Annotated in this window: 20 protein-coding genes; 10 read left to right on the top strand and 10 right to left on the bottom strand. The window is 64.0% G+C overall.

Going from position 1 to position 22,881, the window contains the following annotated elements:
• Nucleotides 1–6: 6 nt before the first annotated feature.
• The gene (locus CHB99_RS00935) at nt 7–933 is read right to left on the bottom strand and encodes a LysR family transcriptional regulator ArgP (protein WP_042123010.1); all 927 of its coding nucleotides are present in this window, start codon (nt 931–933) and stop codon (nt 7–9) included.
• A 207-nt stretch (nt 934–1,140) separates the two neighbouring features.
• Here CHB99_RS00935 and CHB99_RS00930 point away from each other — a divergent pair, with 207 nt between their 5' ends.
• The 9 genes from CHB99_RS00930 (at nt 1,141) to CHB99_RS00890 (ending at nt 14,574) form a co-directional block, all read left to right on the top strand.
• Entirely contained in the window at nt 1,141–1,740 is a 600-nt protein-coding gene (locus tag CHB99_RS00930) for a LysE/ArgO family amino acid transporter (protein WP_042123009.1), read from the top strand.
• A 188-nt stretch (nt 1,741–1,928) separates the two neighbouring features.
• The gene (locus CHB99_RS00925) at nt 1,929–2,525 is read left to right on the top strand and encodes a superoxide dismutase (protein WP_042123008.1); all 597 of its coding nucleotides are present in this window, start codon (nt 1,929–1,931) and stop codon (nt 2,523–2,525) included.
• Nucleotides 2,526–2,824: 299 nt separating this feature from the next.
• Entirely contained in the window at nt 2,825–4,876 is a 2,052-nt protein-coding gene (locus tag CHB99_RS00920; RefSeq protein ID WP_042123007.1) for a putative bifunctional diguanylate cyclase/phosphodiesterase, read from the top strand.
• Nucleotides 4,877–5,028: 152 nt separating this feature from the next.
• Nucleotides 5,029–6,369, top strand: a complete 1,341-nt coding sequence (locus CHB99_RS00915; protein WP_042123006.1) for an imelysin family protein — start codon at nt 5,029–5,031, stop codon at nt 6,367–6,369.
• Nucleotides 6,370–6,672: 303 nt separating this feature from the next.
• Nucleotides 6,673–8,100 carry a di-heme oxidoreductase family protein gene (locus CHB99_RS00910; protein WP_042123005.1) on the top strand — a complete coding sequence of 476 codons (1,428 nt, stop codon included), beginning with the start codon at nt 6,673–6,675 and terminating at the stop codon, nt 8,098–8,100.
• Nucleotides 8,101–8,116: 16 nt separating this feature from the next.
• Entirely contained in the window at nt 8,117–9,181 is a 1,065-nt protein-coding gene (locus CHB99_RS00905; RefSeq protein ID WP_042123004.1) for an imelysin family protein, read from the top strand.
• 2 nt (nt 9,182–9,183) lie between these two features.
• Nucleotides 9,184–10,281, top strand: a complete 1,098-nt coding sequence (locus tag CHB99_RS00900) for a DUF1513 domain-containing protein (protein ID WP_042123003.1) — start codon at nt 9,184–9,186, stop codon at nt 10,279–10,281.
• Between the two features lie 68 nt (nt 10,282–10,349).
• Nucleotides 10,350–11,510, top strand: coding sequence for an efflux RND transporter periplasmic adaptor subunit (locus CHB99_RS00895; protein WP_042123023.1), 1,161 nt, complete (start codon nt 10,350–10,352; stop codon nt 11,508–11,510).
• A 13-nt stretch (nt 11,511–11,523) separates the two neighbouring features.
• Nucleotides 11,524–14,574 (top strand): multidrug efflux RND transporter permease subunit, encoded by a 3,051-nt coding sequence (locus CHB99_RS00890; RefSeq protein WP_042123002.1) that lies wholly within the window; start codon nt 11,524–11,526, stop codon nt 14,572–14,574.
• A gap of 70 nt (nt 14,575–14,644) precedes the next feature.
• Here CHB99_RS00890 and CHB99_RS00885 read toward each other — a convergent pair whose 3' ends face one another.
• From CHB99_RS00885 to colR, 5 genes are all read right to left on the bottom strand, one after another.
• Nucleotides 14,645–14,863 carry a hypothetical protein gene (locus CHB99_RS00885; protein ID WP_042123001.1) on the bottom strand — a complete coding sequence of 73 codons (219 nt, stop codon included), beginning with the start codon at nt 14,861–14,863 and terminating at the stop codon, nt 14,645–14,647.
• The gene (locus CHB99_RS00880) at nt 14,863–15,564 is read right to left on the bottom strand and encodes a lipopolysaccharide kinase InaA family protein (protein ID WP_042123000.1); all 702 of its coding nucleotides are present in this window, start codon (nt 15,562–15,564) and stop codon (nt 14,863–14,865) included. Before CHB99_RS00880 ends, CHB99_RS00885 begins: the two co-directional genes overlap by 1 nt.
• Before the next feature lie 5 nt (nt 15,565–15,569).
• Nucleotides 15,570–16,250 (bottom strand): class I SAM-dependent methyltransferase, encoded by a 681-nt coding sequence (locus CHB99_RS00875; RefSeq protein WP_042122999.1) that lies wholly within the window; start codon nt 16,248–16,250, stop codon nt 15,570–15,572.
• Nucleotides 16,251–16,379: 129 nt separating this feature from the next.
• Entirely contained in the window at nt 16,380–17,672 is a 1,293-nt protein-coding gene (locus CHB99_RS00870) for a sensor histidine kinase (protein ID WP_042122998.1), read from the bottom strand.
• Complete coding sequence (gene colR / locus CHB99_RS00865) at nt 17,662–18,345, bottom strand: two-component system response regulator ColR (protein ID WP_009395556.1); 684 nt, start codon at nt 18,343–18,345, stop codon at nt 17,662–17,664. The genes CHB99_RS00870 and colR overlap by 11 nt, the downstream gene beginning before the upstream one ends.
• 173 nt (nt 18,346–18,518) lie before the next feature.
• Here colR and CHB99_RS00860 point away from each other — a divergent pair, with 173 nt between their 5' ends.
• Nucleotides 18,519–19,265, top strand: coding sequence for a phosphatase PAP2 family protein (locus tag CHB99_RS00860; RefSeq protein WP_042122997.1), 747 nt, complete (start codon nt 18,519–18,521; stop codon nt 19,263–19,265).
• A 100-nt stretch (nt 19,266–19,365) separates the two neighbouring features.
• Here the strand turns inward: CHB99_RS00860 and groL are convergent, their stop codons facing one another.
• The 4 genes from groL to CHB99_RS00840 form a co-directional block, all read right to left on the bottom strand.
• Nucleotides 19,366–21,009: a chaperonin GroEL gene (gene groL / locus CHB99_RS00855; protein WP_042122996.1), complete on the bottom strand. Its 1,644-nt coding sequence runs from the start codon at nt 21,007–21,009 to the stop codon at nt 19,366–19,368.
• A 47-nt stretch (nt 21,010–21,056) separates the two neighbouring features.
• The gene (locus CHB99_RS00850; protein WP_042122995.1) at nt 21,057–21,350 is read right to left on the bottom strand and encodes a co-chaperone GroES; all 294 of its coding nucleotides are present in this window, start codon (nt 21,348–21,350) and stop codon (nt 21,057–21,059) included.
• Nucleotides 21,351–21,605: 255 nt separating this feature from the next.
• A complete protein-coding gene (locus tag CHB99_RS00845; protein WP_042122994.1) occupies nt 21,606–22,076 on the bottom strand; it encodes an FxsA family protein in 471 nt (156 codons plus the stop codon).
• Between the two features lie 63 nt (nt 22,077–22,139).
• A complete protein-coding gene (locus tag CHB99_RS00840; RefSeq protein ID WP_042122993.1) occupies nt 22,140–22,871 on the bottom strand; it encodes a HugZ family pyridoxamine 5'-phosphate oxidase in 732 nt (243 codons plus the stop codon).
• Between the last annotated feature and the right edge of the window lie 10 nt (nt 22,872–22,881).

Here is a 22,881-nt window from a genome sequence, read left to right as displayed (position 1 = left end):
CGCCTACTATTTTTTTCCAGATGTTACAGACGCCGCCTGGGCGTCCCACGGCACCAGCCACTGGCTGGCACTGTGGCGCAGATGATCGGTCAGTTGCGCCAGCAGTTGCCCGCCGCTGCGCCAATGATGCCAATACAATGGCACATCGATATGCCGGTCCGGCAGGATTTCCACCAGCCGACCGCTCGCCAGTTGCTCGCGGGCCTGCAGCTCCGGCACCAGGCCCCAGCCCAGACCGGCTTCGGTCAAGCGCAGGAAACCCTCGGATGAAGGACACAGATGATGCAGGAAACCGTCACTGATGCCTAATGAAGCCAGGTAACGATGCTGCAGGAAATCGTCCGGACCGAACACGATAGCCGGGGTACGCGCCAGGTGTTGCGGCTCGACACCGCCGCTGAAGTGCCGGGACATGAACGCCGGACTGGCCAGGGCGCGGTAGCGCATGGCCCCGAGCAGCACGCTGCGCGCGCCCGCCACCGGGCGTTCGCTGGCGCACAGGCAACCGGCCACCTCGCCGGCGCGCATGCGCTTGAGGCCGACTTCCTGGTCTTCCACCACCAGGTCCAGGAGCACCTGGGTCTGCGCGCAGAACTCCTTGGCCGCCTCGGCCCACCAGGTCGCCAGGCTGTCGGCATTCAGCGCCACCCGCAGGCGTTCCGGCAGGCCTTCTTCGTCCAGCGCCGGGACCTGGCCCTGGAGGTCGCGTTCGAGCAGGCGCACCTGCTGCACATGGTTGAGCAGGCGTCGCCCGATCTCCGTCGGGGTCGGTGGTGTAGCACGCACCAGCACCGGCTGGCCGACCCGTGCTTCGAGCAGTTTGATGCGCTGGGAGATGGCCGATTGCGACAGCCCGAGCAACTGCGCGGCACGCTCGAAACCGGCCTGCTCGATGACGGCGGCGAGGGCCGAAAGCAGTTTGTAGTCGAACATCAGATTTCCTAATGCGGGATGAGGTTTATTGGTTTTTCTTATAGCCGCAAAGTCCGGAGAATGGCTAGTCATTCGGGGGCCGCTTGGCGGCCCTTCGCGGGCAAGCCACGCTCCTACGGAGGAGTCACGCGCCATGCTGTGCAGGAGCTGGCTTGCCTGCGAAGGACCGCGAAGCGGTCCCAAAAAATCGCACCCGGAGTCATCCCCATGTGGCAAAGCTACCTCAACGGTCTCCTCGTCGCCTTCGGCCTGATCATGGCCATCGGCACCCAGAACGCCTTCGTCCTCGCCCAGAGTCTGCGCCGTGAACACCACCTGCCGGTGGCCGCGCTGTGCGTGCTGTGCGACGCGATCCTGGTCGCCCTCGGCGTGTTCGGCCTGGCCACGGTCCTGGCGCAGAACCCGACCCTGCTGGCCGTGGCCCGCTGGGGCGGCGCGGTGTTCCTGATCTGGTACGGCGGCAAGGCACTGCTGCGCGCCTGCTCCAGCCAGAGCCTGGAACAGGGCGAAGGCCAGGGCCTGCGCTCGCGTCGCGCGGTGTTGCTCAGCGCCCTCGCGGTGACCCTGCTCAACCCCCATGTCTATCTCGACACGGTCCTGCTGATCGGCTCCCTCGGTGCCCAGCAGAGCGTACCCGGGGCCTACGTCGCCGGTGCCGCCAGCGCCTCGCTGCTGTGGTTCTTCACCCTGGCGCTGGGTGCCGCCTGGCTCGCGCCATGGCTGGCCCGACCCGGCACCTGGCGTCTGCTCGACCTGATGGTGGCGGTGATGATGTTCGCCGTGGCGGCGCAGTTGATCTTCACCTGACGGTCATTGGTCAGGTGCGTGAAACCGCTCTGGAACCTCTTGTCCATACACTTGTTGCGTGGTTTAGGCTCGGGCCCGGTGCTATGATCCCGAGCCTGCGTCGCAAAGAGTACAAACTCGCCGATGCATCCCGGCCGCCCGTGATCGGCCTTGCGTTCACCGCACCAGACCTGATTAGGAGAATCCAAATGGCTTTTGAATTGCCGCCGCTGCCTTACGCCCACGATGCCCTGCAGCCGCACATTTCCAAGGAAACCCTGGAATACCACCACGACAAGCACCACAACACCTACGTCGTGAACCTGAACAACCTGGTCCCAGGTACCGAATTCGAAGGCAAGACCCTGGAAGAGATCGTCAAGACCTCTTCGGGCGGCATCTTCAACAACGCCGCTCAAGTCTGGAACCACACCTTCTACTGGAACTGCCTGGCGCCAAACGCCGGCGGCCAGCCTACCGGTGCCCTGGCTGAAGCCATCAACGCCGCTTTCGGTTCCTTCGACAAGTTCAAGGAAGAGTTCACCAAGACTTCCGTCGGCACCTTCGGTTCCGGCTGGGGCTGGCTGGTGAAGAAGGCTGACGGTTCCCTGGCCCTGGCCAGCACCATCGGCGCCGGCAACCCGCTGACCAACGGCGACACCCCGCTGCTGACCTGCGACGTCTGGGAACACGCCTACTACATCGACTACCGCAACCTGCGTCCGAAGTACGTCGAGGCGTTCTGGGCGCTGGTCAACTGGAAGTTCGTCGCCGAGCAGTTCGAAGGCAAGACCTTCACTGCCTGAGTCGCGCGCTTGTGAAAAAACCCGGCCTCGCCGGGTTTTTTTTCGTCCGCGCCAGGCGCGGGTTTCCTTGCCGGCATCGCAAGGCGCGCTAACATCAAAAATCTTGGGAAACTCGTCGACTGGCACTCAAGTCCCATGAAGGGTCAACCGATACAGTGCCCAAAGGCCCATCGGAAAGGCCGGATCAAGCTGCGGGAAAAAATGAAAAACCACTACACGGATCCCGCATAAAAGCCGATAGTGGATTGCCATGGTTGATGGCAAAATGATGCCATGCGCCTGGATTAAGGAACCCCCCATTGAAGCTGGAATTCAAGAACAGCTTATCGGTCAAGTTGCTCAGGGTTGTCCTGCTTTCGGCGCTGATCGTCGGAGTGGTGCTCAGCTGTGCGCAGATCGTGTTCGATGCCTACAAGACCCGTCAGGCCGTGGCCAACGATGCCCAGCGCATTCTCGACATGTTCCGCGACCCGTCGACCCAGGCGGTCTACAGCCTTGATCGGGAAATGGGCATGCAGGTCATCGAGGGTCTGTTCCAGGACCACTCGGTGCGCATGGCCTCCATCGGCCATCCCAACGAAACCATGCTCGCGGAAAAATCCCGGCCGCTGCAGGACACCCGCACCCGCTGGCTGACCGACCCGATCCTCGGCCAGGAACGCGCCTTCAGTACGCAACTGGTGGGCCGCGGCACGTACAGCGAGTACTACGGCGACCTCAATATCACCCTGGATACCGCCAGCTACGGCGAGAGCTTCATCTTCAGTTCGGTGATCATCTTCATTTCCGGCGTGCTGCGCGCACTGGCCATGGGCCTGGTGCTGTACCTGGTCTATCACTGGCTGCTGACCAAGCCGCTGTCACGGATCATCGAGCACCTCACCCAGATCAACCCCGACCGGCCCAGCCAGCACCAGTTGCCCCTGCTCAAGGGTCACGAGAAGAACGAGCTGGGTCTGTGGATCAATACCGCCAACCAGTTGCTGGCCTCGATCGAGCGCAACACCCACCTGCGCCACGAGGCGGAAAACAGCCTGCTGCGCATGGCCCAGTACGACTTTCTCACCGGTCTGCCGAACCGCCTGCAACTGCAGCAACAGTTGGACAAGATCCTCGTCGACGCCGGCCGCCTGCAACGTCGGGTCGCGGTGATCTGCGTCGGCCTCGACGACTTCAAGGGCATCAACGAACAGTTCAGCTACCAGGCCGGCGACCAGTTGCTGCTGGCCCTGGCCGACCGCCTGCGCGCCCACAGCGGCCGCCTCGGCGCGCTGGCCCGCCTCGGCGGCGACCAGTTCGCCCTGGTCCAGGCCGATATCGAACAACCCTACGAAGCCGCGGAACTGGCGCAGAGCATCCTCGACGACCTGGAAGCGCCGTTCGCCCTCGACCTCCAGGAAATCCGCCTGCGCGCCACCATCGGCATCACCCTGTTCCCGGAAGACGGCGACAGCACGGAAAAGCTGCTGCAGAAAGCCGAACAGACCATGACCCTGGCCAAGACGCGCTCACGCAACCGCTACCAGTTCTACATCGCCAGCGTCGACAGCGAGATGCGCCGCCGCCGCGAGCTGGAAAAGGACCTGCGCGAAGCCCTGTCGCGCAACCAGCTGTACCTGGTCTACCAGCCCCAGGTCAGCTATCGCGACCAGCGTGTGGTCGGGGTCGAGGCGTTGCTGCGCTGGCAGCACCCGGAGCTGGGCATGGTGCCGCCGGACCAGTTCATCCCCCTCGCCGAGCAGAACGGCAACATCGTGGTGATCGGCGAATGGGTCCTCGACCAGGCCTGTCGCCAGCTGCGCGAATGGCACGATCAGGGCTTCAGCGAACTGCGCATGGCGGTCAACCTGTCCACCGTGCAGTTGCACCACAGCGAGCTGCCGCGGGTGGTCAACAACCTCCTGCAGATCTATCGCCTGCCGCCCCGCAGCCTGGAACTGGAAGTGACCGAGACCGGCCTGATGGAAGACATCAGCACAGCCGCCCAGCACCTGCTGAGCCTGCGCCGCTCCGGCGCGCTGATCGCCATCGACGACTTCGGCACCGGCTATTCGTCGCTCAGCTACCTGAAGTCGCTGCCGCTGGACAAGATCAAGATCGACAAGAGCTTCGTCCAGGACCTGCTGGACGACGACGACGATGCCACCATCGTCCGGGCCATCATCCAGCTCGGCAAGAGCCTCGGCATGCAGGTCATCGCCGAAGGCGTGGAGACCGCGGAACAGGAAGCCTACATCGTCGCCCAGGGCTGCCACGAAGGTCAGGGCTATCACTACAGCAAGCCGTTGCCGGCCCGCGAGCTGACCGCTTTCCTCAAGCAGGCGCAGCGCAACCAGGTGTCGATACTCTGAGGCGACACCCCGGTTGTCCGGGGGCGACACCGCGGCACTATTTGCGTGATGGCCTCTTTACATAAAATGCAAATCTTTCGCATTATGTCGCAGCTTTTTTTGGGCGTGCGGCCTTTCGCACGCTGTTCAATCCATCGACGCAGGAATTCGCCATGATCCGTATGCCTCTGGCTACCGCCAGTCTGTTGGCCATTGCCATCTCCCTCGCCGGCTGCGGCGACAGCAAGGACAAGGCCGCCGCTCCGCAAGCCCAGGCACCGGCCGCAGCCGCCACCCCGGCCGCTCCTGCCACCGCCGGCGCGGTCGACGAGGCTGCCGCCCAGGCCGTGGTCAAGCACTATGCCGAGATCGTCCATGCCGTCTACAGCGACTCGCTGAGCACCGCGAAAACCCTGCAAACCGCCATCGATGCCTTCCTCGCCAAGCCCAACGACGAAACCCTGAACGCCGCCAAGGCCGCCTGGGTCGCATCCCGCGTACCGTATCTGCAGAGCGAAGTGTTCCGCTTCGGCAACACCATCATCGACGACTGGGAAGGTCAGGTTAACGCCTGGCCGCTGGACGAAGGCCTGATCGACTACGTCGACAAGAGCTACGAACACGCCCTGGGCAACCCGGCGGCCAGCGCCAACATCATCGCCAACACCGAGATCCAGGTCGGCGAAGACAAGGTCGACGTGAAGGACATCACCCCGGAAAAACTCGCCACCCTGAACGAACTGGGCGGCTCCGAGGCCAACGTCGCCACCGGCTACCACGCCATCGAATTCCTCCTCTGGGGCCAGGACCTGAACGGCACCGGCCCGGGCGCCGGCAACCGTCCGGCCTCGGACTACCTGGAAGGCCAGGGTGCCACCGGCGGCCACAACGACCGTCGTCGCGCCTACCTGAAAGCGGTCACCACCCTGCTGGTCAGCGACCTGGAAGAAATGGTCAAGAACTGGGCGCCGAACGTCACCGACAACTACCGCGCCAGCCTGGAAGCCGAGCCGGCCGCCAATGGCCTGCGCAAGATGCTGTTCGGCATGGGCAGCCTGTCGCTGGGTGAACTGGCGGGCGAGCGCATGAAGGTATCCCTGGAAGCCAACTCGCCGGAAGACGAGCACGACTGCTTCAGCGACAACACCCACTACTCGCACTTCTACGACGCCAAGGGCGTCCGCAATGTCTACCTGGGCGAGTACACCCGCGTCGACGGCAGCAAGCTGAGCGGCCCGAGCCTGTCCTCGCTGGTCGCCAAGGTCGACCCGGCCGTGGACAAGACCCTGCAGGACGACCTGGCCGCCACCGAGGCGAAGATCCAGATCATCGTCGACCACGCCCTCAAGGGTGAGCACTACGACCAGCTGATCGCCGCCGACAACACCGCCGGCAACCAGATCGTGCGTGACGCCATCGCTTCGCTGGTCAAGCAGACCGGCGCCATCGAACAGGCCGCCGGCAAGCTGGGCATCACCGACCTGAACCCGGACACCGCTGATCACGAATTCTGATTCGGCACCGGCTGGGACGAAAGAGGCGACCTTCGGGTCGCCTTTTTCATTTCCAGGCTGGACACGGACCTCGTAGGAGCGAGGCTTGCCCGCGAAGGACCGCGCAGCGGTTCCGGATTCTCAATGACCACACCATTTTGGGACCGCTGCGCGGTCCTTCGCGGGCAAGCCTCGCTCCTACAGGTTGATCGCGCGCAAACCTGACAGCGATTTCATCCAGCAAACGCAAATCCCTCTTATTCACTGCGCCCCGCTCCTGCTAAGCTTGCGGGCTGATTTTTCGAACACCTTCCGGGACTCCGCATGCCCTCGCCGCTTCGCCTTTGTCTGCCCCTGCTGCTGGCTCTGCCCCTGGCCGCCTGCGACGAAGCCCCGCGCTTCACCCGGGCCGAGCCGGGCGAAGCCCGTGCCGGTGGCGATACCACGGTGAACCGCGACGACCGTCGCGCCTACTCGATGCCCTCGGCCAATCTGACCCCGGTCCGGCGCCTGGACTTCAACGTCGGCGACAGCTTCTTCCGCAATCCCTGGGTCATCGCGCCCTCCACCACCACCGCCCGCGACGGCCTCGGGCCGCTGTTCAATACCAACGCCTGCCAGAACTGCCATGTCCGCGATGGTCGTGGACATCCGCCGGAGCCCGGCGACAGCAACGCGGTGTCGATGCTGGTACGCCTGTCGATTCCCGACCAGCCGCACTACGCCAAGGTCATCGAACGCCAGGGCATCGTCCCCGAACCGGTCTACGGCGGCCAGTTGCAGGACATGGCGATCCCCGGCGTGGCTCCGGAAGGCAAGGTCCGGGTCGAGTACGAGCCGCTGACCGTGACCTTCGCCGACGGCACCGCGGTCGAACTGCGCAAGCCGAAACTGCAGATCACCCAGCTCGGCTACGGCCCGATGCACCCGGACACACGCTTCTCGGCGCGCATCGCCCCGCCGATGATCGGCCTCGGCCTGCTCGAAGCGATTCCCGAGGAGGCCATCCTGGCCAACGCCGACCCGCACGACCGCAACGGCGACGGCATCCGCGGCCGGCCCAATCAGGTCTGGGACGAGGCCGAGCAGCGCACGGTGCTCGGCCGCTTCGGCTGGAAGGCCGGCCAGCCGAACCTCAACCAGCAGAATGTCCATGCGCTGTCCGGCGACATGGGCCTGACCACCACGCTGCTGCCGTCCGACGACTGCACCGCGGCGCAGACCGACTGCCTCGCCGCCCCCAGCGGCAACGGCGCCAACGGTGAGCAGGAGGTCAGCGACAACATCCTCCGGCTGATCCTCTACTACACCCGCAACCTCGCCGTGCCTGCGCGTCAGGACGTCGCCTCGGCCAAGGTACTGGCGGGCAAGACCCTGTTCTACCAGGCTGGCTGCCAGGGCTGTCACACGCCCAAGTTCGTCACTGCGGCCAACGGCGTCGAGCCGGAGCTGGCCGAACAGACCATCTGGCCCTACAGCGACCTGCTTCTGCACGACATGGGCCCGGGCCTCGCCGACCAGCGCAGCGAATTCGCCGCCGGCGGCCAGGACTGGCGTACCCCACCGCTGTGGGGCATCGGCAAGACCCAGATCGTCAGTGGCCACACCCAATTCCTCCACGATGGCCGGGCACGCAACCTGCTCGAAGCCGTGCTCTGGCACGGCGGCGAGGCGCAGGCTGCCCGACAACGTGTCTTGACCTTCGATGCCGAGCAGCGCAGCGCGCTGCTGGCATTTCTGAACTCACTCTAAAGAGAAGGAGCCGGACATGTTCCGTCCCAAGCTGTTGTTCACCAGCCTCGCCGCCCTCGCCCTGGGCGCGTGCTCGCCGCAGGACCCGCAGGCGGTGACCTCCGCCGCCATCGCCAAGCAGGTGATCATGCCGACCTACAGCCGCTGGGTCGAAGCCGACCGCCAGCTGGCCGTCAGCGCCCTGGCCTACTGCGAAGGCAAGGCCAGCCTGGAAACCGCCCGCGCCGACTTCCTCCATGCGCAGAAAGCCTGGGCCGAACTGCAACCGCTGCTGATCGGCCCGCTGGCCGAGGGCAACCGCGCCTGGCAGGTACAGTTCTGGCCGGACAAGAAGAACCTGGTCGGCCGTCAGGTCGAGCAACTGGTCAGCGGCGACAAGCCGGTGGACGCCGATGCGGTGGCCAAGTCCAGCGTGGTGGTGCGCGGCCTGTCCGCCTACGAATACATCCTCTTCGACAGCAAGCCGGACGCCACCAATCCTGAGCAGAAGGCGCGCTACTGCCCGCTGCTGGTGGCCATCGCCGACTACCAGAAGACCTTCGCCGAAGACATCCTGAAGAACTGGAACAGCACCGACGGCATGCTCGCCCAGTTGACCAAGTTCCCCAACCAGCGCTACGCCGATTCGCACGAAGCCATTGCCGATCTGCTGCGCGCCCAGGTCACCGCCCTGGATACCCTGAAGAAGAAGCTCGGTACGCCGATGGGCCGCATGAGCAAAGGCATCCCGCAACCGCTGCAGGCCGAAGCCTGGCGCAGCCAGTCGTCGTTGAAGAGCATCTCCGCCAGCCTCGCCGCGGCCCAGACCGTCTGGGTCGGCGTCGACAACCAGGGGCTGCGCGGTCTGCTCGGCAAGGAGCAGAAAGCCCTGGCCGACAAGATCGACGCGGCCTACGCCGAGGCCAGCAAACTGCTTGAAAGCAACCAGCGCCCATTGAGCGAACTGCTCGAGGACGAGGCCGGTCGCCAGCAGTTGAACGCCATCTACGACAGCCTCAACGTGGTGCACCGCCTGCACGAAGGCGAACTGGCCAAGGCCCTGAACATCCAGCTCGGCTTCAACGCCAACGACGGTGACTGATCATGCTGCGACGCCAGGCCCTGAAACTCGGTAGCGTTCTGCTCAGCGCCCTGACCCTGGGCGGCTGGACCCTGCTGCGGCGAAAGGATCAGCCGCCACTGCTGCTCTCCGCCCGCGACGACGCGGACGGCCAGCATTACGCGGTCGGCTATCGCCTGGACGGCACCCAGGTGTTCGCCACCCGGGTCGCCCAGCGTTGCCATGACATCATCAATCACCCACAACTGCCCATCGCCCTGTTCGTCGCCCGCCGCCCCGGTACCGAAAGCTACCTGATCGACCTGCGCGACGGACGCCTGCTGCAGACCCTGGTGTCGCAGCCGAACCGGCATTTCTACGGCCACGCGGTGATCCACCAGAGTGGCGATTGGCTGTACGCCACCGAGAACGACACCACCGACCCGGGACGCGGCGTGCTCGGCGTGTACCGCTTCGAGGGCGAGCGCCTGGTGCACAGCGGCGAGTTGTCGACCCACGGCATCGGTCCGCACCAGGTGTCCTGGCTGCCGGATGGGGAAACCCTGGTGGTAGCCAACGGTGGCATTCGCACCGAAGCGGAAAGCCGCGTGGAAATGAACCTCGACGCCATGCAGCCGAGCCTGGTCCTGATGCGTCGCGACGGCAGCCTGATCAGCAAGGAAACCCTCGGCCAGCAGATGAACAGCGTGCGCCACCTGGCGATCGCCAGCGACGGCACCGTGATCGCCTGCCAGCAGTTCATGGGCGACGCCCACGAAACCGCCGAGCTGCTGGCGATCAAACGCCCGGGACAGCCGTTCGAGGCCTTCCCGGTGCCGGAGCACCAGTTGCATTCCATGGCCCAGTACACCGCCAGCGTCGCCGTGCACAGCGAACTGCGCCTGGTCGCCATGACCGCGCCGCGGGCCAACCGTCTGTTCATCTGGAACCTCGACGACGCCAGCGTGCGCCTCGACGCGCCGATGCCGGACTGTGCCGGCGTCGGTGCGGTGGCGGACGGTTTCGTGGTCACCTCCGGACAGGGTCGCTGCCGTCTCTATGACTGCCGGCAGAACGAGCTGATCGGTCAGCCGCTGCAATTGCCGTCGGGGTTGTGGGACAACCATCTGCATCTGGTTTGACGCGTCTTCGCCAGGCGTAGGGCAAACGGACTAGACTTCGCCAATTCGACTCCAGGGAAATGGAAACCATGCTGCGTCGTCGCATGCTGATCATGTTGGGCATCGTGCTGTTGATCGTGCTCGTGCTGGGGGGCTACAAGGCCTTCTCCGTCTACCAGCAGATCCAGGTGTTCTCCGCACCGAAGCCACCGGTCAGCGTGGCGGCGACCGAGGCCCGTACCTTGCCCTGGCAAAGCCGCCTGCCGGCGGTGGGCACGCTCAAGGCGCTGCAGGGCGTCGACCTGAGCCTGGAAACCGACGGCACGGTGACCCGGCTGCTGTTCGAGTCGGGACAGAAGGTTAAACAGGGTCAGCCGCTGCTGGAACTGGACAGCCAGGTCGAAACCGCCCTGCTCGGCACCGCGCTGGCGGACCTCAAGCTGGCGGAAGTGGACTACGGGCGCGGCAGCCAGCTGGTCGGCAGCCAGGCCATCTCCAGAGGTGAGTACGACCGCCTGACCTCGCAGTTCCGCCGCACCAGGGCCGTGGTCGATCAGCTCAAGGCCTCGCTGGCCAAGAAAAGCATCGTCGCGCCGTTCGGCGGCACCATCGGCATCCGCCAGGTGGATGTCGGCGAGTACCTGCCCAGCGGCACGGTGATCGCCACCCTGCAGGACCTCAGCAGCCTCTACGTCGATTTCTCCGTGGCGGAGCAGAGCCTGCCCAAACTCGGCATCGACCAGGAGGTGCTGATCGGCGTCGCCGCCTTCCCCGGCGAAACCTTCAGTGCGCGCATCAGCGCGATCAACCCCAGGGTCGAGGACGCCACCCGCAACGTGCTGGTCCGCGCCACCCTGGCCAATCCCGACGGCAAGCTGCTGCCGGGGATGTTCGCCAGCGTCCAGGTACTGCTGCCCAACCCGCGCGACGAAGTGGTGGTGCCGCAGAGCGCGGTGACCTACACCCTGTACGGCAACTCGGTCTACGTCGCCATGCCGAAGAAAGGCGAGAACGGCGAGAACGGCGAGGAGGAAAAGAACGCAGACGGCAAGCCGGCGCTGATCGCCGAACGGCGCTTCGTCACCACCGGCGAACACCGTGACGGCCTGGTGGTGGTGAGCAAGGGCCTGGAGGCCGGCGAAACCGTGGTCACCGCCGGCCAGCTCAAGCTGACCCAGGGCGCGGCCATCACGGTCAGCCCGGACAAGACCCTGCAAGCCCCCGTCAACAGCCAGACCGGCGCCAACTGACGGAGGAGGCAGCATGGCTTTTACCGATCCGTTCATCCGCCGTCCGGTGCTGGCCAGCGTGGTCAGCCTGCTGATCGTGCTGCTCGGCTTCCAGGCCTGGAGCAAACTGCCCATCCGCCAGTACCCGCAGATGGAAAACGCCCTGATCACGGTGACCACCGCCTATCCCGGGGCCAACGCCGAGACCATCCAGGGCTACATCACCCAGCCGATGCAACAGAGCCTGGCCAGCGCCGAGGGCATCGACTACATGACCTCGGTCAGCCGCCAGAACTTCTCGGTGATTTCGATCTACGCGCGCATCGGCTCGGACAGCGACCGCCTGTTCACCGAGCTGCTGGCCAAGGCCAACGAGGTCAAGAACAAGCTGCCGCAGGACGCCGAGGATCCGGTGCTGAGCAAGGAGGCCGCCGACGCCTCGGCGCTGATGTACATCAGTTTCTACAGCAAGGAACTGAGCAACCCGCAGATCACCGACTACCTGTCCCGGGTGATCCAGCCCAAGCTGGCGACCCTGCCGGGCATGGCCGAGGCGGAGATCCTCGGCAACCAGGTGTTCGCCATGCGCCTGTGGATCGATCCGGTGCGCCTGGCCGGCTACGGCCTCAGCGCCAGCGACGTAACCGACGCGGTGCGCCGCTACAACTTCCTCTCCGCCGCCGGCGAGGTGAAGGGCGAGTACGTGGTCACCAGCATCAATGCCAGCACCGAACTGAAGTCCGCCGAAGCCTTCGCCAATATCCCGCTCAAGACCAGCGGCACCAGTCGGGTCCTGCTCGGCGACGTGGCCCGGGTGGAAATGGGCGCGGAGAACTACGACACGGTCAGTTCCTTCGATGGCACGCCCTCGGTGTACATCGGCATCAAGGCCACCCCGGGGGCCAACCCGCTGGACGTGATCAAGGAAGTGCGCAAGCTGATGCCTGAACTGGAAGGCCAGTTGCCGCCCAACCTCAAGGCCTCCATCGCCTACGACGCCACCCTGTTCATCCAGGCCTCCATCGACGAGGTGGTGAAGACCCTGGTCGAGGCGGTGCTGATCGTCATCGTCGTGGTCTTCCTGTTCCTCGGCGCCTTGCGCTCGGTGCTGATCCCGGTGATCACCATTCCCCTGTCGATGATCGGCGTGCTGTTCTTCATGCAGTTGATGGGCTACTCGCTGAACCTGCTGACCCTGCTGGCGATGGTCCTGGCCATCGGCCTGGTGGTGGACGACGCCATCGTCGTGGTGGAGAACATCCACCGCCATATCGAGGAGGGCAAGACGCCGTTCGACGCCGCGCTGGAAGGCGCGCGGGAGATCGCCATGCCGGTGGTGTCGATGACCATCACCCTGGCCGCGGTGTACGCGCCGATCGGTTTCCTCGAAGGCCTCACCGGGGCGCTGTTCAAGGAATTCGCCCTGACCCTGGCCGGCGCGGTGATCATCTCCGGCATCGTCGCCCTGACCCTGTCGCCGATGATGTGCGCCACCCTGCTGCGCCACGAGGAAAACCCCAGTGGTCTGGCCCATCGCCTCGACCTGATCTTCGAACGCCTCAAGCAGCGCTACCAGAAGCTCCTGCATGCCACCCTGGATACCCGGCCGGTGGTGATCGTGTTCGGCCTCATCGTGCTCTGCCTGATTCCGGTGTTCCTCAAGTTCAGCACGTCGGAACTGGCCCCGGACGAAGACCAGGGCGTGATCTTCATGATGGCCACCGCACCGCAACCGGCCAACCTCGATTACCTCAACGCCTACACCGACGAATTCACGCAGATCTTCAAGGAGTTCCCGGAGTACTACTCATCGTTCCAGATCAACGGCTTCAACGGCGTGCAGTCGGGCATCGGCGGTTTCCTGCTCAAGCCCTGGGGTGACCGCGGGCGTACCCAGATGACGCTGCTGCCGGAGGTCCAGGCCAGGCTCAACGGCATCGCCGGCCTGCAGATCTTCGGCTTCAACCTGCCGTCGCTGCCGGGGACCGGCGAGGGCCTGCCGTTTGCCTTCGTGATCAACACGCCGAACGACTACGAGTCGCTGCTGGACGTCGCCCAACGGGTCAAGGAGCGCGCCGAAGCCTCGGGCAAGTTCGCCTTCCTCGATATCGACCTGGCCTTCGACAAGCCGGAAGTGGTGGTCGACATCGACCGCGCCAAGGCCGCGCAGATGGGCGTGTCCATGGACGTGCTCGGCAGCACCCTGGCGACCCTGCTGGGCGAGGCCGAGATCAACCGCTTCACCATCGACGGACGCAGCTACAAGGTCATCGCCCAGGTCGAACGGGCCTACCGCGACAACCCGGACTGGCTGAACAACTACTACGTGAAGAACCAGGACGGGCAGATGCTGCCGCTGTCGACCCTGATCAAGGTCAGCGACCGCGCCCGCCCGCGCCAGCTCAACCAGTTCCAGCAACTCAACTCGGCGATCATCTCGGGCTTCCCGGTGGTCAGCATGGGCGAAGCGCTGGACACGGTGAAGAGCATCGCCCAGCAGGAAGCGCCGGCCGGCTTCGCCTTCGACTACGGTGGCGCAGCACGCCAGTACGTACAGGAAGGCAGCGCGCTGTGGGTGACCTTCGGCCTGGCCCTGGCCATCATCTTCCTGGTCCTGGCGGCGCAGTTCGAAAGCTTCCGCGACCCGCTGGTGATTCTGGTGACGGTGCCGATGTCGATCTGTGGCGCCCTGATTCCGCTGTTCCTCGGCCTGTCGAGCCTGAACATCTACACCCAGGTCGGCCTGGTGACGCTGATCGGCCTGATCAGCAAGCACGGCATTCTGATCGTCGAGTTCGCCAACCAGTTGCGTGAACAGAAGGGGCTGTCGGTGCGCGAGGCGATCGAGGAGGCCGCGGCGATTCGCCTGCGGCCGGTGTTGATGACCACCGCGGCGATGGTCTTCGGCATGGTGCCGCTGATCATCGCCACCGGCGCGGGGGCGGTGAGCCGCTTCGATATCGGCACGGTGATCGCCACGGGGATGTCGGTGGGGACGCTGTTCACGCTGTTCGTGTTGCCCTGTGTGTATACCTTGCTGGCGCGCAGGGATGAAGTCGGCACGGCCGAGCAGTCCACTGCTTGATGCCCTTGGGACGGACACAGCAAAAGGCCCCATCCATGGACGGGGCCTTCTCGCTTGCAACTCACCCTGTTCAGCCCTGGGCGCGCAGCCCTTGGCTCATACCGAATAGAAACAGCAGCAGGTCGTGGTCGGGCTTCACGTCGACCTGCGGTTTCACCACCCGCGGCAGCGGACAGTGGCTCGATGCACTGATCACGCCGGGGCGTGGCTCTTCCCAGGCGGCAGCTGCGGCGGTCGCGGTGGCCAGGGCAGCCAGGAGAAACAGGGTTCGAGCTATTTCTAGATTCATTACTCTAAACCTTTGACTGCGCTGCCAAACGCCATACGGTAAAAGTAGAGCAGCTTTTCCCAGTCGGCGTCGCTGAACGACGAATGGCGGCGCAACTGCCGCAAGTCGTTGACGGCAGCCTTGTGCCGACTGATACGCCGACGGCATTTCTCCAGGTCCAGCAACGCCACTTCGGCCCGGGCCTCGTCACCCGTGCCCACGACCTTGACGAAGACATGCTTGGCGTACAGGCAGCCATGTTGCCAATGCCCCAGGTGCATGCGCGCCAGGTTGCGCGCCAGGTCTTCGAGCACTCGGTCGTGCAAGGCCTCGCCATGACGCTCGCGACCGCCCCCGGCGTACCAGCTGTCGATTTCCTCGAAACCCTCCAGCGCTTCGCTGACCAGCAGTGCCCGCCATTGACGGTCGGCGTCACGCTCGACGCCGCAATACACGATGGCCGGCACCCGCACGCCCAGCTGTTCGAAACTGTGCAGCGCCTCATATTCACGCAATACGGTGGGGCGCCCGAAGGGATGCAGCAAACTGCGGTAGATATGGCCGACCTGGCGCTTGGCATAAAGCAGGTGTCCACGGTCGTCGCGCAGGCGCTGCACGCCGCTTTCACCACCGCGGCGCTGGTTGGGTTCTTCCACCCACTCGCCCTGCTGCCGCCAGAAATAGTCGAACCGATCAGTACCGGCCGCGCTTGCCACATCCATAGTCTTCAACCTTTTCGCAGTACATAGACTCGCCACATCGCATAGAGCGGCAGGAAGTCCATTCGTTCCTGAATCCGGAAGCCCGCGGCCTTGAACTCCGCCTCGACCGTAGCAGCCGGTAACACAAAGCGATTCTGGTAACCCCCGGTTTCACCCCGGGCAATGCGTCGATCTTCGAGCTTTTTCCGTCGCCATGCTTTGAAATTTCCATCCACCCACAGGGAAAGAATCACGCTATCACGCGTAACCCTTTGAAATTCCCTGAGAATCTGCATCCTGTGAGGCGCTTCACCGATATGGTGAAAAAGGCGCATGCAGAAAATGCTGTCGACCGCATTGTCGGGCAAATTGATATCAAATGCAGAAGTTTGCAAGGGACGTACCCGTTTCACGATCTCCGCAGGCTGCGAGCGGCAGGCGGTTTCCAGCATGGCGGCGGAGTTGTCCGCGCCAATGATCACCCGATTGGGTTTTTCCGCCAGCAATGGCCAGAAACGCCCGGCACCGGAAGGCAGATCCAGCACCAGCCCAGGCTCGCCGGCGAGGGTCAAGGCGCGACGGGCCAGTTGCTCGTCGCGCTGGTGCGACAGCCGCCGGGCGAGACTGGCGTGATGCTTCTCGAAATACTGCTGGGCGTGCTGCCGGTCGTATTTTTCGGAAAATTCGAGTTTGGTAGGACTGGACATGAGGCATCTCCTGACTGCAATGAGCGCCAAGTTACGTGGCGCAACGTTGTCGTCAGGTCATGCCTGCGTGAAAAAAATGTCAGCCAAAAGGCGAGCCTTTACAAAGTATTACAAGGCCTGCCGACGGACTCAGAGGTCCGGCGACACGCCTTTGTCGCCCAGGCTGACATGGAAGCGGCAGCCGTGGGGCTGGGTTTCGCTGAGGCTGACGACCCAGCCCTGGTCGTCGCAGATGCGCTGGACCAGCGAGAGACCAAGTCCCAATCCTTCACCGCGCTTCTCGCCGCCGCGGACGAACGGCTGGAACATCGCCTCGCGCTGCTCCTCGGGAATGCCCACCCCGCTGTCCTCGACGATGAAGCTGTCGGCCTCCAGGGTGAGGCGGATGAAACCGTGATCGGTGTAGTGGGCCGCATTGCGCAACAGATTGCCCATCACCGACTGCAGGAAGGTCGCGTTGTACAGCGTCGAGGAAGCCTGGTTGACCACCAGGCTGAGTTTCAGGCCTTTCTGCTCGATGGTGTCGCGCCAGACGCCGATCAGCTCGTCGGCGACCTCCCGCAGCGTGGTCCGCGAGGCCACCGCGCCCTCGTCGCGCTGGGCCCGGGCCAGCATGAGGAAGGTCTTGACCAGCTCGCGCATTTCCTCGGTGGCCCGGGCGATACGCTCCACCTGGGCGCGGGCGCGCCCTTCGATACCCGGGTATTCCAGCAGCAGCTCGCAGGAGCTGGCGAGGACCATCAATGGCGTGCGCAATTCGTGGCTGACGTCGCTGGTGAACAGGCGCTCGCGGTTCAGCGCGTCACGCAGGCGGCCCAGGGTGGCATCGAACGCCACGGCCAGTTGACCGACCTCGTCGGCGGCGTAATCCGGGGCCAGCGGCGGCGCCAGGCCGAGCAACTGGTCGCGGTGACGCACCTGGCGGGCCAGGCGGATCACCGGCGCCATCACCCGCCGTGCGAGAACCCAGCCAAGAAGTACCGCAAGCGCCAGGCTGAGCACGAAGCCCACCACCACCACGGCGAAGAGCACCCGCTCGCGTTCTTCGAAATCGCTCTGGTCCTGCAACAGCACATAGCGCCGGCCATCCACCACCTCGACCATGGCGTGGTACGACAGGTGCTCGCGGAACACTTCATGAAAACCGGGATTGAGGTGCCTGAGGTCGGATGGCAGGGCGAAATCATCGCGCCCGCCACTGTAGTAGAACAACTGGTCGGGCCGCGGTCGGTGACTCCACTCGCTGACGCTGTCCATCAGCAACAGGCGCTGCAGATCGCCGCCCAGCACCGAGGAAATCAAGCGTTCTTCCACCAGGTGGACCGTGGAGACGATGCCGATGGCGAAGGCACCCGCCACCAGCGTGCTCATCAGCGCAAAGGCGATGATGATCCGTTGCGCGAGGCTTTGCTTAAACTCCATCACGGCCCTCGGCCAGGCGATAGCCAACGCCGTGCACGGTGTGCAGCAGCGGCTTGTCGAACGGCTTGTCGATCACCTGGCGCAACTGGTGCACATGGCTGCGCAGGCTGTCGCTGTCCGGGCAGTCATCGCCCCACAGTGCATCCTCCAGCACTTCGCGACGCAATACATGGGGGCTTTTCTGCATCAGTACCGCCAGCAGTTTCAGGCCGACCGGGTTGAGCTTGAGCAGGCGCCCCTGGCGGGTCACTTCGAGGGTGTCGAGGTCGTAGCTCAGGTCGCCCACTTGCAGGCTGCGCCGACCGCCGCCCTGGGCACGCCGCAGTACCGCCTCGATGCGGGCGGCCAGTTCGGACAGCGCGAACGGCTTGAGCAGGTAATCGTCGGCGCCGGAACGGAAGCCCTGCAGACGATCGTCGAGCTGGTCGCGAGCGGTGAGCATGATCACCGGGGTGTCGCGACGGGCGTCTTCGCGCAGGCGCTTGCACAGGGTGTAGCCATCGATGCCGGGCAGCATGATATCGAGCACGATCAGGTCGTAGTGCTCGGTAGCGGCCAGGTGCAGGCCGGACAGACCGTCCTGGGCACAATCGACGGTGTAACCCTTGAGCCCCAGGTAATCGGCCAGGTTGGCCAGGATATCGCGGTTGTCTTCAACCAGTAGAATGCGCATGGCTTCCTCTCGTCTGCTTGCTTTGGCTGGCGCAGCTTACGGTCATAGTAGCCAAGCCGCTAGGCCATCCGGACGATATTGTCACCTGACGTTTTTTTCACGACGGATTCACGAACGGCCCATGCGTCGACGTGGAGAATCGCCGGTTGTCTTCCGTCCAACCAGGATCACCCATGCCTGAAGCCAACGATTTTCGCCCCTCCCGCCCGCTCAATCCGTGGATTGTCCTGGGCATCCCACTGCTCACCGCCGTGGTCCTGATCCTGCTGGAGCTCACCGACCTCGACATGACCCTGGCCAGTCTGGCCTTCGATCACAGCGCCGGCCAGTTCATCGGTCGCCACAGCTATTTCCTCGAAGACATCCTGCACGACCGGGCCAAACAGGTGGTCATCGCCTTCAGCGTGTTCGCGATCATCGGCCTGCTCGCCAGCTTCGTCGTGCAACGGCTCAAGCCGATCCGGCGTGAGCTGGGCTGCCTGGTGCTGGCAATGGGCCTGTCCACTGGCTTCGTCACCCCGCTGAAAACGGTGACCGCGGTGCAGTGCCCCTGGAGCCTCAGTGAATTCGGCGGCAAGGAAACCTACAGCAAGCTGCTGGAAGCCCGTCCGCAGACCGACAAGCCCGGGCGTTGCTGGCCCGGCGGGCATGCCGCCACCGGCTTCACCCTGTTCGCCCTGTTCTTCGTCCTGCGCGATCGTCGCCCGCGCCTGGCCAGGGCCGCCCTGATGTTCGCCTTTGCCCTGGGCACGGTGTTCTCCGTCGGGCGCATGCTGCAAGGCGCGCACTTCTTCTCGCACAACGTGTGGACCGCGGTGTTCTGCTGGCTGATCGCGCTGGGCTGCTATTACCTGGTGCTGTATCGCCGCCGGGCGCCGGTTGACGAGGCCTCGGCCAGCAAGGTCGCGCAGGCGGGCTGAGCGCCGCATGCCTGCGCCCCGAACCAGGTGCCCCCTTTCTCCCAGGCATAAAAAAGCCCCGCATCAGCGGGGCTCTTTTTTGCAGCGGGGTGAGGCTGGCTTACATCATGCCGCCCATGCCACCCATACCGCCCATGCCGCCCATGTCAGGCATGGCTGGCTTGTCTTCCGGCAGGTCGGCAACCATGGCTTCGGTGGTGATCATCAGACCGCCGATCGAAGCGGCTGCTTGCAGCGCCGAACGAGTTACCTTGGCTGGGTCCAGGATGCCCATTTCGATCATGTCGCCGTACTCGCCGGTAGCAGCGTTGTAACCGAAGTTGCCCGAACCTTGCTTGACCTTGTCAACGACAACGCTTGGCTCGTCGCCGGCGTTGGCGACGATCTGGCGCAGTGGCGCTTCGACAGCGCGACGCAGCAGCGCGATACCGACGTTCTGGTCTTCGTTGTCGCCACGCAGGTCAGCGATGGCCTGCAGGGAGCGAACCAGGGCCACGCCACCGCCAGGCACCACGCCTTCTTCGACGGCTGCGCGGGTAGCGTGCAGGGCGTCTTCAACGCGGGCTTTCTTCTCTTTCATTTCAACTTCGGTGCCGGCACCGACCTTGATCACGGCAACACCGCCAGCCAGCTTGGCCAGACGCTCTTGCAGTTTTTCACGGTCGTAGTCGGAGGAAGTTTCTTCGATCTGGGCACGGATCTGCTTGACGCGTGCTTCGATGTCGGACTCGGCACCGGCGCCATCGATGATGGTGGTGTTTTCCTTGGACAGGGTGACGCGCTTGGCGTTGCCCAGGTGCTCCAGGGTAGCCGATTCCAGGCTCAGGCCGATTTCTTCGGAGATCACGGTACCGCCGGTCAGGACGGCGATGTCCTGCAGCATGGCCTTGCGGCGGTCGCCGAAGCCAGGTGCCTTGACCGCGGCAACCTTGACGATGCCACGCATGTTGTTGACGACCAGGGTAGCCAGGGCTTCGCCTTCGACGTCTTCAGCCACGATCAGCAGCGGACGGCCGGCTTTGGCAACGGCTTCCAGAACTGGCAGCAGTTCGCGGATGTTGGAGATCTTCTTGTCGACCAGCAGCAGCAGCGGGCCTTCCAGCTCGGCAACCATGGTGTCCGGCTTGTTGACGAAGTAAGGGGACAGGTAGCCACGGTCGAACTGCATGCCTTCGACGACGGACAGTTCGTTTTCCAGGCCCGAGCCTTCTTCGACGGTGATCACGCCTTCTTTACCGACTTTTTCCATGGCTTCGGCAATGATGTCGCCGATGGAGTTGTCGGAGTTGGCGGAGATGGTGCCTACCTGAGCGATGGCCTTGGAGTCGGCGCATGGCTTGGACAGGGCTTTCAGTTCCTTGACGATGGCGATGGTCGCCTTGTCGATGCCGCGCTTCAGGTCCATCGGGTTCATGCCGGCGGCAACCGATTTCAGACCTTCGCTGACGATGGCCTGGGCCAGAACGGTAGCGGTGGTGGTGCCGTCACCGGCTTCGTCGTTGGCCTTGGAGGCAACGTCTTTCAGCAGCTGGGCGCCCATGTTCTCGAAGGCGTCTTTGAGCTCGATCTCTTTGGCGACGGAAACGCCGTCCTTGGTGATGGTCGGAGCGCCGAAGCTCTTGGCCAGGACCACGTTGCGGCCTTTCGGGCCCAGGGTCGCTTTTACCGCGTCAGCCAGTACGTTGACACCAATGAGCATTTTCTTGCGGGCGGAATCGCCGAATTTTACGTCTTTAGCAGCCATGATCGTTTAATCCTTGAATACTTTGGAGTAACGGGAAACCAGCGGAATCAAGCTTCGACAACGGCGAGGATTTCGTTCTCGCTCATTACCAGCAGGTCTTCGCCGTCAACTTTCACAGTGTTGCTGCCCGAGTAAGGGCCGAAAACCACTTTGTCACCCACTTTCACGGCCAGCGCGCGCACTTCACCGTTGTCCAGGATGCGACCGGCGCCAACGGCGACGACTTCGCCACGGTTTGGCTTCTCGGTGGCCGAGCCTGGCAGAACGATACCGCCAGCGGTTTTCGATTCTTCTTCGCTGCGGCGGATAACGACGCGGTCATGCAGAGGACGAAGCTTCATTGTCGATCTCTCCTGATTGTGGTTTTCATCGGCCGGTTTCGGTACCGGCGGGTGGATGCTGTCCGGCGTTGCCGGTCGTGACTCGCGGAGCGGGCCACGCGTGTTCATGTCTGGTGCGGATGCCCAGAAACCTTGCGGTGACCCATACATAGGGGCGGCCTTGGCGATTACAAGGCTCGCAAATGAATTTTTTTGAAATGAGTCCGCAAGAATGAAAAACGGCCCACGAAAGGCCGTTTTTCATACACGTGAGTTTCAGGAGTCGCGGTGCTCGTATTCACCCTCGATCACATTCGGCTGCCGCGGCGTACGCCCTGGTCCGCCCGGCTGGGCGTTGAACGGATCCTCGGCGAACGCGCGCTGGCGCATCGCCTGGGCCTCGGCCCGCTGGCGCAGCTTGCGCCCAAGCAGACGACGGACGAACGGCAGCAGCAGGATCAGACCGAACACATCACTGATGAATCCGGGGATCAGCAACAAGCCACCACCCAGTGCCAGCATCAGGCCGTGAAACATGTCCTCCGCCGGCATCTCGCCGCGTTGCAGGCTGTCACGGGTACGCAGGGCGGTGGCCAGGCCGGCCACCCGCACCACCAGCAGACCCAGAGCGGAGCCGGCGAAGATCAGCAGCAGCGCGGGAAAGAAGCCGATGGCGCTGCTCACCTTGAAAAAGGCGTACAGCTCCAGAATCGGGAAAATCAGAAACAGCAGTAGAAAAGCACGCATCGAGGTTTCCTCAGCGGAAGACATCTTCCAATAGACCTCAAATGGTAACTTCGACTCGCAATTTCAAGCCTCGGCGACCTGCGGTTGCGGCCATTGCTCGGCGTGAGCCAGCAAAACCAAGGCCTCACGTATTTGTGTCGGAGTATTGCAGGGCTCGGGAAAGGCCAGCCAGTACAACGCCTGGCCGATGCGCAGGTGCATGCCCTCGCTGTCGATCCCGGCCAGTTGCGCCGGCACCGCATCCGGCAGACCGGTCAGTGCGACGTAATGGGCGATGGCCTTGGCATGATCGCTGTTCATGTGTTCGATCATGCTCGCCTCCGCCTTGCCGGCGAAGGGATTGGCCAGGCTCAACTGGTCGATCCAGTGGATCGCGCCAAAGCCGCCGATGTAACGATGGCGCACCGGCTGCAGTACCCAGAAATCGAAATCGTGGGCGCTGTGGTAATTGCGCGAATCAGGGAAGTAACGGTAGTAGCGCTCGGCGGCGGCCTCGACGGCCGCAGCGTCTTCCAGCTTGCGGGCCTCGGCCAGCACGGTCAGGCGCCCCACCGCCTGGACATCCTCGGCACCACGCTCACCCACCAGCAGCGAGCACTTCGGATCCTTCTGCAGATTGTGGGTGTGCTGGGCGATGCGGCTGATCAGGATCAGCGGATTGCCATCGGCATCCAGGCAGTACGGCACCACGGAACCGAAAGGAAAACCGGGCATCGACTTGGAATGGGTCGAGAGTACCCCGCGGTACTCCTTGAGCAGCAGCTCTCGGGCTGGCCTGGCAACGTTGGCGCTCACGTCTGGACTC

This window comes from Pseudomonas japonica, assembly GCF_900188455.1.
Classification (GTDB): domain Bacteria; phylum Pseudomonadota; class Gammaproteobacteria; order Pseudomonadales; family Pseudomonadaceae; genus Aquipseudomonas; species Aquipseudomonas japonica.
This window is presented reverse-complemented; position numbering and strand designations above follow the sequence as displayed.

Coding starts and splice junctions, on each gene's coding strand:
- CHB99_RS00935 (WP_042123010.1), bottom strand. CDS start 933: ATGTTCGACTACAAACTGCTTTCGGCCCTCGCCGCCGTCATCGAGCAG.
- CHB99_RS00930 (WP_042123009.1), top strand. CDS start 1,141: ATGTGGCAAAGCTACCTCAACGGTCTCCTCGTCGCCTTCGGCCTGATC.
- CHB99_RS00925 (WP_042123008.1), top strand. CDS start 1,929: ATGGCTTTTGAATTGCCGCCGCTGCCTTACGCCCACGATGCCCTGCAG.
- CHB99_RS00915 (WP_042123006.1), top strand. CDS start 5,029: ATGATCCGTATGCCTCTGGCTACCGCCAGTCTGTTGGCCATTGCCATC.
- CHB99_RS00910 (WP_042123005.1), top strand. CDS start 6,673: ATGCCCTCGCCGCTTCGCCTTTGTCTGCCCCTGCTGCTGGCTCTGCCC.
- CHB99_RS00905 (WP_042123004.1), top strand. CDS start 8,117: ATGTTCCGTCCCAAGCTGTTGTTCACCAGCCTCGCCGCCCTCGCCCTG.
- CHB99_RS00900 (WP_042123003.1), top strand. CDS start 9,184: ATGCTGCGACGCCAGGCCCTGAAACTCGGTAGCGTTCTGCTCAGCGCC.
- CHB99_RS00895 (WP_042123023.1), top strand. CDS start 10,350: ATGCTGCGTCGTCGCATGCTGATCATGTTGGGCATCGTGCTGTTGATC.
- CHB99_RS00890 (WP_042123002.1), top strand. CDS start 11,524: ATGGCTTTTACCGATCCGTTCATCCGCCGTCCGGTGCTGGCCAGCGTG.
- CHB99_RS00885 (WP_042123001.1), bottom strand. CDS start 14,863: ATGAATCTAGAAATAGCTCGAACCCTGTTTCTCCTGGCTGCCCTGGCC.
- CHB99_RS00880 (WP_042123000.1), bottom strand. CDS start 15,564: ATGGATGTGGCAAGCGCGGCCGGTACTGATCGGTTCGACTATTTCTGG.
- CHB99_RS00875 (WP_042122999.1), bottom strand. CDS start 16,250: ATGTCCAGTCCTACCAAACTCGAATTTTCCGAAAAATACGACCGGCAG.
- CHB99_RS00870 (WP_042122998.1), bottom strand. CDS start 17,672: ATGGAGTTTAAGCAAAGCCTCGCGCAACGGATCATCATCGCCTTTGCG.
- colR (WP_009395556.1), bottom strand. CDS start 18,345: ATGCGCATTCTACTGGTTGAAGACAACCGCGATATCCTGGCCAACCTG.
- CHB99_RS00860 (WP_042122997.1), top strand. CDS start 18,519: ATGCCTGAAGCCAACGATTTTCGCCCCTCCCGCCCGCTCAATCCGTGG.
- groL (WP_042122996.1), bottom strand. CDS start 21,009: ATGGCTGCTAAAGACGTAAAATTCGGCGATTCCGCCCGCAAGAAAATG.
- CHB99_RS00850 (WP_042122995.1), bottom strand. CDS start 21,350: ATGAAGCTTCGTCCTCTGCATGACCGCGTCGTTATCCGCCGCAGCGAA.
- CHB99_RS00845 (WP_042122994.1), bottom strand. CDS start 22,076: ATGCGTGCTTTTCTACTGCTGTTTCTGATTTTCCCGATTCTGGAGCTG.